The organism is Streptomyces sp. NBC_00285 (genome assembly GCF_036174265.1).
GTDB lineage: Bacteria > Actinomycetota > Actinomycetes > Streptomycetales > Streptomycetaceae > Streptomyces.
Map to the genome: position 1 here is coordinate 2,032,116 of NZ_CP108055.1, position 11,997 is coordinate 2,044,112.

The 11,997-nt window shown below is 70.2% G+C and carries 10 protein-coding genes and 1 pseudogene; 7 read left to right on the forward strand and 4 right to left on the reverse strand.

Translation table 11 applies throughout. The features are described from left to right. The first annotated feature begins 11 nt into the window (after window positions 1-11). Window positions 12-224 carry a GAF domain-containing protein gene (locus OHT57_RS09250; RefSeq protein WP_328745594.1) on the forward strand — a complete coding sequence of 71 codons (213 nt, stop codon included), beginning with the start codon at window positions 12-14 and terminating at the stop codon, window positions 222-224. Beyond that, the gene (locus OHT57_RS09255) at window positions 221-1,438 is read left to right on the forward strand and encodes a metal-dependent hydrolase family protein (RefSeq protein WP_328745595.1); all 1,218 of its coding nucleotides are present in this window, start codon (window positions 221-223) and stop codon (window positions 1,436-1,438) included. Before OHT57_RS09250 ends, OHT57_RS09255 begins: the two co-directional genes overlap by 4 nt. A 242-nt stretch (window positions 1,439-1,680) precedes the next feature. Here the strand turns inward: OHT57_RS09255 and OHT57_RS09260 are convergent, their stop codons facing one another. Then, complete coding sequence (locus tag OHT57_RS09260; RefSeq protein ID WP_328745596.1) at window positions 1,681-2,790, reverse strand: ABC transporter substrate-binding protein; 1,110 nt, start codon at window positions 2,788-2,790, stop codon at window positions 1,681-1,683. Window positions 2,791-2,947: 157 nt separating this feature from the next. Between OHT57_RS09260 and OHT57_RS09265 the strand changes: the two genes are divergently transcribed. Continuing rightward, the gene (locus OHT57_RS09265) at window positions 2,948-3,424 is read left to right on the forward strand and encodes a MarR family winged helix-turn-helix transcriptional regulator (protein WP_328745597.1); all 477 of its coding nucleotides are present in this window, start codon (window positions 2,948-2,950) and stop codon (window positions 3,422-3,424) included. A gap of 499 nt (window positions 3,425-3,923) precedes the next feature. Here OHT57_RS09265 and OHT57_RS09270 read toward each other — a convergent pair whose 3' ends face one another. Further along, complete coding sequence (locus OHT57_RS09270; protein ID WP_328745598.1) at window positions 3,924-6,599, reverse strand: alpha-L-rhamnosidase; 2,676 nt, start codon at window positions 6,597-6,599, stop codon at window positions 3,924-3,926. A gap of 251 nt (window positions 6,600-6,850) precedes the next feature. Between OHT57_RS09270 and OHT57_RS09275 the strand changes: the two genes are divergently transcribed. The 3 genes and pseudogenes from OHT57_RS09275 to OHT57_RS09285 form a co-directional block, all read left to right on the forward strand. Continuing rightward, window positions 6,851-7,138: a putative quinol monooxygenase gene (locus OHT57_RS09275; RefSeq protein WP_328745599.1), complete on the forward strand. Its 288-nt coding sequence runs from the start codon at window positions 6,851-6,853 to the stop codon at window positions 7,136-7,138. Window positions 7,139-7,171: 33 nt separating this feature from the next. Next, on the forward strand, window positions 7,172-8,410 hold the full coding sequence (locus tag OHT57_RS09280; RefSeq protein ID WP_328745600.1) for an FAD-dependent oxidoreductase: 1,239 nt from the start codon (window positions 7,172-7,174) through the stop codon (window positions 8,408-8,410). Then, window positions 8,410-8,582, forward strand: a pseudogene (locus tag OHT57_RS09285) (cyclase family protein); the annotation flags it as partial. The gene OHT57_RS09280 and the pseudogene OHT57_RS09285, both read left to right, overlap by 1 nt. Window positions 8,583-8,664: 82 nt before the next feature. Here OHT57_RS09285 and OHT57_RS09290 read toward each other — a convergent pair. Continuing rightward, window positions 8,665-10,083, reverse strand: a complete 1,419-nt coding sequence (locus tag OHT57_RS09290) for an RsmB/NOP family class I SAM-dependent RNA methyltransferase (protein WP_328745601.1) — start codon at window positions 10,081-10,083, stop codon at window positions 8,665-8,667. 149 nt (window positions 10,084-10,232) lie between these two features. Beyond that, window positions 10,233-11,165, reverse strand: a complete 933-nt coding sequence (gene fmt, locus OHT57_RS09295; RefSeq protein ID WP_328745602.1) for a methionyl-tRNA formyltransferase — start codon at window positions 11,163-11,165, stop codon at window positions 10,233-10,235. A gap of 267 nt (window positions 11,166-11,432) precedes the next feature. On the opposite strand from fmt, the gene OHT57_RS09300 reads away from it, so the two are divergent. Further along, complete coding sequence (locus OHT57_RS09300) at window positions 11,433-11,984, forward strand: hypothetical protein (protein ID WP_328745603.1); 552 nt, start codon at window positions 11,433-11,435, stop codon at window positions 11,982-11,984. Window positions 11,985-11,997: the final 13 nt, after the last annotated feature.

An 11,997-nucleotide genomic window follows, 5' to 3' on the forward strand; every position in this document is an offset into this window, starting at 1 on the left:
CCACTCACGCAGTGCGGGAGATCTTCGCCGACCACGACCTGATCGAAGGGCTCGGCTGCGGCTCGATCATCCACGTCCCCGTGATCGCCGATGGCCGGACGCTCGGGGTGCTCAACATCCTCGACGCGGAAGCCACCTACGACGACGATGCGGTGGTGGTGGCCGAATCGCTCGCGCCGCCGGCCGTGTCCGCCCTGCTCAACCTGGAGAAGGAGAACCGGTGACCGGATCCCTGCTGCTGCGCAATGCCCGCCTGCTCGACCCGCTGTCCGGGAAGTACACCGAAGGCGACCTGCGGTGTGATTCCGGCCGGATCGTGGAGGCGGGGCCCGGTCTCGCCGCGGCCGACGTGCGTTCGATCGACGTCCGGGGCGCGGTCGTGCTGCCGGGGCTGGTCGACGCGCACGTGCACGTCACGGCGTCGACCGCGGATCTGGGCTCGCTGCCGTCGTTGTCACCGTCCTATGTGGCCGCTCATGCCGCGCGCACGATGAGCCGGATGCTCGACCGCGGATTCACCACGGTCCGTGACGCGTCGGGTGCCGACTACGGCCTCGCCGACGCCCAGGCGGAGGGGCTGTTCCGCGGCCCGCGACTGCTGTTCTGCGGGCGCGCGCTGAGCCAGACCGGCGGGCACGGCGACAGCCGCACCCGCGGCACGCAGGCGAAGGACGATCACCCGTGCTGCGTGGGCCTGGGCCGGGTGGCCGACGGCGTCGACGCGGTCCGCGCGGCCGCCCGTGACGAGCTGCGCAAGGGCGCCCACCACATCAAGGTGATGGCGTCGGGTGGCATCGCGTCCCCGACCGACCGCATCGACTCGACGCAGTACTCGGCCGAGGAGCTGCGCGCGATCGTCGAGGAAGCGTCAGCGGCGAACCGTTATGTGGCGGCGCACGCGTACACCGCCCGAGCTGTCAACCGCGCTTTGGAACTGGGCGTCCGTTCGATCGAACACGGCAACCTGCTGGACGACCGGAGCGTTTCGCTGTTCCTCGCCCACGAGGCGTTTTTGGTGCCGACGCTGGTGACGTACTGGGCGCTGAAGGAGGAGGGCCGCGACCACGGGCTGCCGGAGTCGAGCTGGCGCAAGGTCGACGAGGTTCTGGGCGCAGGCATGGCGGCCCTGGAGCGTGCGGCTCGTGGCGGCGTGAAGCTGGTGTACGGGACGGACCTGCTGGGCGGGATGCACCGCCACCAGAACCACGAGTTCCGCCTGCGCGGCGAGGTCCAGACCCCGCTGGAGGTGATCCGCTCGGCAACATCGACGGCGGCGGAGTTGCTGAACCTGACGGGGGAGATCGGGACATTGGCCGTGGGCGCGCACGCGGACCTGCTGGTGGTGGACGGAGATCCGTTGGCCGACCTCGGGGTTCTGGCGGAGCCGAAGCACTTCCGCCACATCATCCAGGGCGGTGCGGTGGTCTCCGGGACCTGACGCCGGATGCACCCCTGACGGGTGTTCACCTGTCGGGCAATCCACGTGCGGCCCACTAAGGGATAGGCACCATCGGGTCGGGCCAGGTGAGCAAAATGCGCTCCCAGTGGTGCGTCTCAGCACCAGACGGAAAACGTGTCGACCGGCATGGGCATCCACTTGCTGCCGTTGGCGGGCTGATGCCGAACGTCGCCCGTCCCGGCACCGCCTGACGAGGCGGTGCCCGAAGGGGCGACCAGATGTCATCGGCGTCCGGGGTGCAATCCCAGCCAGCCCGGGGACGGTGCTCCGGTGACCTCGCCGACGTAGAGGGTCAGCTGCTGCCGGAAGCGTTCCACGAGGGCACGGTCGGCCATGAACGTGTCGAAGCCGTTCACATTGGCGTTGGGGTAGTCCCAGATGGGGCGATAGCCGGCGTGAGGGGCGACGTCGGTGCGGACGGACCACATGTAGAAGTCGGACTGGGTCTGCTTGTCGAGCCACCAGTTCAGGTACAGCTTGGCGGCGGCCGGGTGCTTGGCGTCCTTGAAGATGGCGGCGCGCTGGGCCCAGGCCATGAAAGGGTCGCTCTTCGGCAGGACGAAGCGGGTCCTGACCCCGTCGGCCGGGGTCAGCATGCCGTCGGTGCCGAGGGCGACGGCCGCGGTGCCGGCCTCGACCCGGTCTGCGGGTTCCTGGGTGCCCCGTACCCAGGCGATGTCCTGGGCGACGAAGCGGCGCAGCCAGTCCCAGCCGTACGTGTCGACGATGACCTTGTAGAGGTAGAGGACGGCGTCGTCGTCGTTGGGGAACGTCGAGACGATCTTCCCCTTCCAGCGGGGGTCGAGGAGGTCCCGGGCGGAGGCGGGCGCGGCGGCCCCGGTCTTGTCGACGTTGTAGATCGTGGAGAACGCGTCGACGAAGATGCCGGTCCAGGCGCCGTCGGGGGCTTTGAAGGCGGGGTGTACCCGGGAGAAGCCGGCCGGCTTGTAGCAGCGCAGTACGCCTTCCCGCTTCCAGCGCGAGAAGTCCTGGAGGGTCTGCAACTGAACCACGTCGGGGACGAGGGTGCCGGTGGCGAGCTGGTTGTCGATGCGGGCGTCGTGGAACTTGCTGTAGTCCACGACGATGTCCAGCGTGATGCCCGGGAACGCCTTCTCGAAGGCGGCCTTGTTGCCGTCCTGCTGGGTGGCGGTGTCGCCGCCCGCGTAGACGATCAGCGAGCCGCCTTCCGCCTTCGCCTCGCGGTACAGCTGCTCCAGGCTCTTCGTCTCCTCTCCGCCTCCCGTGGCGTGCGCCGTTCCGGCGCCCAGGGCGCCTGCGGCGGCGGTGAGTGAGCCTGCGACGAGTACCTGACGTCGTCCGAGCGACATGGGGGGATGGTCCCTTCGGTGCGGTGCGGTTCGATCGGCTGCAGGAAAAGTACCTGCAAAGGCAGCTATATTTCAAGCTTCAAGTATCGGATCAGCTGTCCTGATCTGCAAAAAAACACCACATGGCGGGCAAATATATTGCTGTACCGTCAGGTTTATGAGTGAGCTTCTGAACGACGGGGCGGTCGTCCTGTACGGCGACATCCTGCGCCTGACCGACGCATTCGGTGGACGGGCCGATCGCACGATCCGCGAGGCCGCCGGGCTCGGCGGGTCCGAGTTCGAGGTGCTGCTGCGTCTGGCGCGGCATCCGGAGCGCCGTACCACCAGCGCCCGCCTCGCCCAGGACCTCTCCTTCACCTCCGGCGGCCTGACCCGGCTGATGGCCCGGATGGAAGAGGCCGGGCTGATCACCCGGCACCCTCACCCCGAGGACCGCAGGGCCTCCCTCCTGGAGGCCACCGACAAGGGCAACGACCTGCTGGATCGTGCCCTCGCCGCGCACGTCCCGCAGATGACCGCCGACCTGATGGAACCACTCACTGTCATCGAGCGGCTGATCCTGCGCGAGCTGGTGACCAAGCTGCTCGCCCACTCCACGCGCGGCACGGTCGCCACACCCGCTGGGCCGTGACCGACCCTTCGCGGCGAAGGCCCACCGGAACGAACGGGGCACCTACGGACAACGGGGCTCCCTGCTCGTGACCGGCCTCAATAACCAGGCACCGCAAGAAGCCCGTTTCTTCATGCCCACGACCACACCGGCACCTCTGTCGCGGACCGGTTTCGAGTGAAACGAAACCCGGACCCGAGCCCGGAATGAAGATCCACCATCCTGACTCCTGCTGGTCAGCAGGAGTCAGGATGGTGGATCTTCATTGGTGACAGGGCCGGATCGTTCAGCGGGGTGCTGTTGGCGTGCAGGCGGGCCGCCCAGCCGAGGTAAGCGCGGCTCAGCATCGGTGGGACGGTGGCGCGCTGCCCGGCTGCGAGTACCCGGTCGCGTATCGGCTCAGGCAGTCGTGGCAGAACCTCGAAGAGGCGTCCTCCGAAGCGGACGGGGAGGCTGCCGGCCGGCGACTTGCCCACCGGAATCAGACCGCTGCCCGCGGTCGTGGCGGAACGGCTGGGGTTCAGCCCTCGCCTCTCTCCTCGGCGCGGGGCCAGACCACCGTGTGTGTACCGCTACTGAACTCCTGCGGGGGCTCGTCGGTGCCGGTGTGCACGCGCGCGGTGCTGCCTGGTGGAACCCTGACTTCCAGAGTCACCTGGCTCCCGTCCGCGACCCAGCTGCTGGAGGCGGCGCCGTAGGGCGTCTGCACCTCGGCGCGGGCGGAGGTCAGCCCGCCGCCCACCAGTGGACGGACGTCGAACACGCGGTAGCCCGGTTCAGTCGGCGACAGCCCGGCGACGTATTCGGTGAGGAAGCCGACCACCGCACCGAGGGCGTAGTGGTTGTGGCTCTCTTTTGCCTCCCCCTTCGTGTTGTACCCGTTCCAGGTCTCCCAGACGGTGGTCGCCCCCTGTTCGACCTGGTACAGCCAGGACGGCGTGGTGGTCTGCAACAGCAGACGCCAGGCAACGTCGGGCCGGCCTGCGTCGACGAGGACCGGCAACAGCATCGGCGTGGAAAGGAAGCCGGTGGCCAGGTGGTCATCGGCTTCCTCGATGAGCGCGACCAGCCGGTCGACGGCCGCGGGGCGTTCTTCATGTTCCAGCAGGCCGAAGGCGAGGGCGCGGACGTAGTCGTCCTGGCGGTCGGTTCCGACACGGCCGTCGTCGTACAGGAAGGCCGCCCGCCAGGCGCTGCGCGTGTGGTCCGCGATTTCCCGGTAGCGGGTGGCATCGGCGTCGCGGCCGAGGACAGTCGCGATGTCGGACAGAGTGCGCGCGGAGTGCTCGAAGTAGGCGGTGGCCGTCACCGGGCTGTGCCGCATGCTGTCGAGAATCGACGCGGCGAAGCCCTGCCCCGGACGCAGCCACTCGCCGAAGTGGAAGCCGGTGTCCAGCAGGAAGGGGTCGACGTCAGGGTTCGCACTGCCGCGCAGGCGCCGGGTGATGCGCCGCTTCTCGCGAGCCCGGCGGGTCAGTTGATCGACCCATGCGGTCATGCTCGGGTACTGCCGCTCCAGGACGGACCGGTCGCCGTAATACCGGTACAGCGTCCAGGGCAGAAGTACGGCAGCGTCTCCCCAGCCGGCCGACTGCGCCACCATGCGCATCAGTTTGGCCATTCCTCCGGAGAAGGACGAGGCCTCAGCGGGAACGAAGACCGGCACTCTACCGTCGGGCAGCTGCTCTGCGGCCAGATTGCGCAGGTAGCGGCGCAAGTAGGCCTGGGCGTCGACGAACGTCGTGGACGTCGGGGCGAAGACCTGAATGTCCCCGGTCCAGCCGGAGCGTTCCCGGCTTGGACAGTCCGTCGGGGTGTCGGTGAAGTTCGACCGAAGTGACCAGGAGACGTTGCGACGAAGGCGGACGAGCCGCTGGTCGGAGCAGTCGAAGCCTCCGGCGTCCGGCAACGTCGAGGACAGAACGATGCCCTCGATGTCTTGGGCACTCAGGTCGCCGGGCAGGCCGTCGACCTCGACGTAGCGGAATCCGTGGATGGTGAACCACGGGGACCACCAGGTTGCTTCGTCGCCGAGAATGACCTCGTCGCGCTGGTACCAGCGGTTCACGGGAAGTCCGTGGATGTAGTCGATGTCCAGCTCGCCGTCCTTGCGCAGGACCTCGCTGTGCGTCAGGCGGACGGTGGTCCCGGGTCCTGCGGGAAGACGGATCCGCACCACGCCGGCGAAGTTCTGCCCGAAGTCGACGATCTGCTTACCCGAAGACGCCCGGCTGACGGTACGAGGAGAGAGCCGCTCGATCTCGCACACCGCGGGAACGTCCTCGGCGATCAGCGTGCGCCGGTCGTCGAGTACCTCGGCGAGCCCGAACCGGGCTGGTGGTGCCTGTGAGGTCAGCCAGTCCTCATCAGGTACGCGCAGGTCGACCCGCTCCCCGAACATCGGGTCGGCAGCGCCGATGCGCCCGGTCCCGGCCTGCCAGGATCCGTCGCTGACGACCGTGACCGTGCTGCCGTCCGCCAGATCGAGATCCACCTGGACGAGGCCGGCGGTCCGGTCGCCGTAGACGGCCTGCTTCGCGGTGAGCCCGTTGGCCCCGCGGAATCTGCCGTCCCCGACCGCCATCGACACAACGTTGCCGCCGGCACGGAAGGCTTCCGTCACGTCATAAGCCTGGTATTCCACGTACTGGTCGAACGGCGTCCAGCGCGGCACCAGCGCCGGGCCCGTGAGGTCACGTCCGTTGACGAAGAAGCGGTACCAGCCCAGCGCCGAGACGTAGGCCCGACCCCGAAGCACGGGTGCGGGAAGGTCGACCGTGGTACGCAGGTACAGCACGCGATAGTCGGTCTTCGCCGCGGGGGCGGGCCCGCTCACCCAGCGTGCGGCCCAGCGCTCCGGGTCCAGTACGCCCGTCTCGAACGATGCGTACTCGCTCCAAGGACCGGGTTCCTGCTCCGTCCCGGACCAGACGCGCACCCGCCACCTGTAGCGCCGGCACGACATCAGCGACGTGCCCTCGTACGTGACACCGAAGGGCTCGGTGCCGGTCACCCGGCCGCTGTCCCAAGCCGGCTCACCCGCGGCGGAACCGTCCCCGGTGGTCACCTGCACCTGGTACGCGGCTTGGGTCACGGCCCCGGCAGGCAGCCGCCACGCGAACTCCGGACTCCGACTGCCGATGCACAACGGGCTGTCCAGCGTCTCGGTCCGCAGATCTACAGGGGCGCACAGCATGCAAGTCTCCTTCATCGCGCCGAGGAACCGTCCTCGTCCCGGCCGCGGGCGACACATCGGTAAAACGATTCCAGTGACAGAGCGTCCTTGCTGTCGTCCGGGCATGGATCGCCCGCGTGCGACCGGGGCACCGTCGATACCGCCGCGATCGTGAAGGCATCGTCTTGACAGAACCGTAGCAGGCGCTACTCTTTTGCTTCAACCGTAGCGTTCACTACGCTTTGCCCATCTTCCACCGTCGGAGGATCTTCGTGCTGATCGTGATCGGCAGTGCCCGTGCGCTTCCCGGACGCCGGGCTGACCTGGTGTCGGCCGCTCGTGCCGTCGCCACACAGTCCCGTGCGGACGAGGGCTGCGAGTCCTACGGCTTCTACGCCGACCTCACCGACGACGAGACGATCCTGAGCGTCGAGATCTGGCGCGACCAGGCCGCCCTCGACGCGCACATGGAGCACCCGCACACGCAGGAGTTCCTCGCCGCAGCCGGCTCGCTGGTCGACGGCACGCCGACGATGCATTTCCACACCGTCGCCGACTGACCCTTCCCGTCACCCCTATCTCCAGGGAGCACCATGAGCGTCCCCGCAACGAAGCGAGGCCGGGTCGCCGTCATCGGCGCCGGACCGGCCGGCATGGCCACCGCCCTGTCGGTCCACCAGGCCGGCCACGACGTCGTCCTCCTGGAGCGCTACCCGCAGGCCCGGCCGGCCGGCAACATCCTCAACCTGTGGCCACCGCCGATCAAAGCGCTCGGCCTGCTCGGCGTTGACATCACCGACCTGGGTGCCCCCTGCTATTCGGAGTTCCGCTCCGCGAAGGGCCGCACCCGGGCCCGCGTCAACCTGCCCGAGCACATCGTCGCCGACTACGGGGGTGGCTTCATCGGGCTGCTGCGCCCGGAGCTCTACCAACGGCTGCTCGCTGCGATGCCGCCCGGTGTCCTGCAGCTCAACCGCACGGTGGAGAGCTTCGACCAGGACGAGACCGGCGTCCGGTTGAAGATGGCCGACGGCGAGACCATCGAGGTCGACGTGCTCGTCGGCGCCGACGGCATCGACTCGCTGGTCCGCCGGACGCTGTGGGGCGACTCACCCAAGCGGGAGCACAACCTGCACATCTTCGGCGGATTCACCTTCGACGAGGTCCTCGTCGCGGACCCGGGGCTGTGCATCGTCTCCCACAACCGGACGGTGCAGGGCAGCTGGACCTCGATCCGACACAAGGGCCGCCACGGGTTCCAGTGGTGGGTGCTGGGCGCACACGACGCCGCCACCACCTTCGACGGCGACCTGCACACCACCGCGACCGCGATGGGCGCGGAGTTCCCCGCCCCGCTGCCGCAGCTGATCGCCGCGACCGAGCCGGGCAACGTGCAGCGCTGGGTGCTGCGCGACCGCAAGCCGCTCAAGCAGTGGTCCAAGGGCCGGGCCACCCTCGTCGGCGACGCCGCGCACCCGACCTCCCCCTACGCCGCCTACGGCGCGGGGATGGCGACCGAGGACGGGTACTACCTGGGCCGCCGACTGGCCGGGCTCGACCTGAGCGAGCACGCCGCCGTCCGGGCCGCGCTCGACGCCTTCGAGGCCCCGCGCAAGCCGCACACCGCCCGCCAGGTGCAACAGGCCTACATCCTGGGCAAGGTCTTCCACCACGCCCCGGGTCCCCTCCAGGGAGTGCGGGACGCGATCCTGGACCGGACCCCCTTCCTGCAGAAGGTGGTCGGCGAGTCCTCTCCCGGCGAGATCCTGGCCCAGATCGCCGCGATCGACGAGGCCGAGAAACGATTCGTTGCTGTGCGCGGTGGGGCGTGATGACGCCGGGCGGTCTCGACCGCACCGACCCCGGAGGTGCCGTCGCCGCAGCGGCGAAGCGCAACTCCAACTGGGCCGCTGGGGTGTCGACGACGTCCTGGGCACACTGAACTTCCTCGACGAGGCCAAACGCCGCGAAGGCGCCACCTACAACGTCCGCCCGTCTACCTTCGGTGACCGATTGGTCGGACACCGGTCAACCAGAATGAGAATTGGTCACCCACTTTGGGGGCCTACAACACCCGTCCGGGGCGTCAGCCGGTCCGTCGTACCAGCGCCAGATACATCGCGTCGGTCCCGTGCACATGCGGCCACAGCTGTACGTCCGGTCCCTCGCCGAGATCCGGCACGCCGGCCAACAGGGGCCGGGCGTCCAGGAGTTCGGCCTCGGGGCGCTGCTTGAGCACGTCGGCGACGACGGCGCGGGTCTCGGCGAGGTGCGGCGAGCAGGTGGCGTAGCCGACGACCCCGCCGACCCGCACGGCGTCGAGCGCGCCGAGCAGCAGGGCGCGCTGGAGCGGGGCGAAGTCGTCGAGGTCCTCGGGGCGCCGCCGCCACCGCGCCTCGGGCCGCCGCCGCAGGGCTCCGAGCCCGGTGCACGGCACATCCATCAGCACCCGGTCGAAACTCCCGGGTTGCCACGGCGGCCGGGTCCCGTCCGCGACGATGACCTGATACGGCCCGGGGTTGCCGTCCAGCGCCCTGGCGACCAGCCCGGCCCGGTGCGGCTGTTTCTCGGAGGCGAGCAGCGCGGCCCCCCGCTGGGCGGCCAGCGCGGCGAGCAGCGCCGCCTTGCCGCCGGGTCCCGCACAGCCGTCGAGCCACTTCTCGTCCCGCCCGTCGAGGGGCGCGTTGGCCAGGGCCAGCGCGACGAGCTGGCTTCCCTCGTCCTGGACCCCGGCCCGGCCCTCACGTACGGCGTCGACGGCCCCGGGCTCACCGCCCTCCGCCAGCCGGACGGCGTACGGCGACCAGTTGCCCGGGACGGCGGCCTCCTCGCGCAGCAGTTCCTCGGTGGTGGACCGTCCCGGCCGGGCGACGAGCGTGACCTCGGGCCGCTCGTTGTCGGCCGCAAGCAGTCGCTCGATCCCGGCCCGGCCGCCGCCGAGGGAGTCCCACAGCGCGGAGACGATCCAGCGGGGGTGGGAGTGCACGACGGAGAGGTGGTCCTCGGGATCGTCGTCGTAGGGAGGAGCCACTTTCGTGACCCACCCGTCGAGATCGTCCTGCGCGACCTTGCGCAGTACCGCGTTGACGAACTTGGCCCGCCCGTCGCCGAGCACGACCCGCGCGAGCTCCACGGAGGCGGACACCGCGGCGTGCGTCGGGATGCGCGTCCCGAGCAGCTGATGCACACCGAGGCTCAGCACGTCGAGAACCGGCGGGTCGACCTCCCGGAGCGGCCGGTCGACACAGGCGGAGATGACGGCGTCGTAGGTCCCCTGCCGCCGCAGTGTCCCGTACACGAGCTCGGTGGCGAGCGCCGCGTCCCGCCCGTCGAAGCCGCCCTTCTCCCGCGCCTTCCGCAACAGCGGCGGCAGGACGAGGTTGGCGTAGGCGTCCCGCTCATCAACGGCCCGCAGGGCCTCGAAGGCGAGGAAGCGGACGGGGTCTTTCTGTGGCCGCCGGTAGGGCTTGCCGGGCTTACGGGGCCGACTGGGCTGGTCGCTCACGAAAAAGGTGCTCCGGATGTAAGGACTGGATACGAACCAAGCGTACGTCCGCCGCAGGCCACGTCACCCGCCGAGGGCCACGGAGATCCTGACGCCCGCCGTGACGTACCGAGGGCTCCGGCGCTCCAGGAGCCCGGCGGCGGCCCGCGTCAACCGCCGAGCGTCTCCCCGTCCGAGATCCTGACGCCCCGCGCCCAGTCCGCGGCCTTCATCGGCTTCTTCCCCTGCGCCTGCACCCACAGCAGCTCGACGCCGTGCGAGCCGGTACCGACGTGGACGCTGTTCTTGCCGACGGCGAGCGCGCCGGGGGTGAGGTCGGTCCGGTCGGGCGCAGGCTGGACCTGGACGAGCTTGAGCCGCTCGTCACGGAAGGTCGTCCAGGCACCGGGCGACGGGTGGCACCCGCGCACGACGCGGTCCACCCGCAGCGCCGGGGCGGCCCAGTCGACCCGCGCGTCCTCAACGGTGATCTTCGGGGCGACGGTGATGCCCTCGGACGGCTGCGGTACGGCCTTCAGCGTGCCGTCCGCGATCCCGTCCATGGTCGCGGCGAGCAGCCCGGAGCCTGCGAAGGCGAGGCGGGTCAGCAGGTCGCCGCTGGTGTCGGTGGGCCGGATCTCCTCGGTGACGGTGCCGTAGACGGGCCCGGAGTCGAGCCCCTCCTCGATCAGGAAGGTGGAGGCCCCGGTGATCTCGTCGCCCGCCATGATGGAGTGCTGCACGGGAGCGGCCCCGCGCCAGGCGGGCAGCAGGGAGAAGTGCAGGTTGACCCAGCCGTGGGCGGGGACGTCGAGGGCGACGCGGGGCAGAAGGGCGCCGTAGGCGACGACGGGGCAGCAGTCCGGGGCGATCTCGCGCAGCCGCTCGAGGAACTCGGGGTCCCGCGGCTTCACGGGCTTCAGCACCTCGATCCCCGCCTCCTCGGCCCGCACCGCGACGGGGCTCGCGACCAACCTGCGCCCCCGTCCGGCCGGCGCGTCCGGCCGTGTGACGACGGCGGCGACCTCATGCCGCCCGGAGGCGATGAGAGCGTCCAGGGCGGGAACGGCGACCTCGGGGGTACCGGCGAAGACGAGCTTCATAAGGGGGCGGGACCTCTCGCAGAGGGGTGACGGCGGGCAACGCACAAGTCTATGGCGAGGCGCGGTCACCGCCCGAACGGAATCCCGAGAGGCGATGCCCGCGCTCCTGGCCAAGGCGCACATCACCCACCCCCGGCGCACGCATATGCCGGTACGCCCCCATTGCGTGACCAGCGGAGCGTAAACGCGTTGGTCAAGAAAGAGTTGACCACAACGGGCCGCGATGGCGGCCTCATCCTTTTCACCGCCGGTTCGAGAGGCTTGTTCATGGCCGACCACGCAACCCACGACGCCCAGGCTCGGGCCAGCCTGCACTTGCTGGTGCGGGACATCGAGCGGGTCCGCAGGCAGGTGGACGCGCTGCGCACCCTGACCGCCCAGTTGGGCAACGTCTACCGCCCGCGACGCTCCGGCCCCTCCACGGGCTTCGTCGTCTACGGACGCGCCCCCGCACCCACGGTCCGTCTCGCCCAGGAGCTGCGGGACAGTGTCGAGACCCTGGTGACGGCCGCGGTCGACTTCGACCGCTCGCTCGGGTTCTCGTGGGACGCGGTGGGCTCCGCCCTCGGAGTCACCAAGCAGGCGGTCCACCGCCGGTACGGCGCCCGTCGCGCCGCGGCCCAGGCGACGGCCGACGCCGAGCTGAGCCCGGAGGTGTCGGCGACCCACACCGTGAGCGTCAACACCGGCATCCCCTCGGTACCGGCGGTCCCCACGGTCCCCGCGGCCCGCTCCATGCCGACCCAGCCCACCGCGGGCAGCCCCGTCCTTCGCGAGGAAGCAAGGCCCACAGCCTTCCCCGGCCCCCGCAACGGCTGACCCCCGCCGCCCC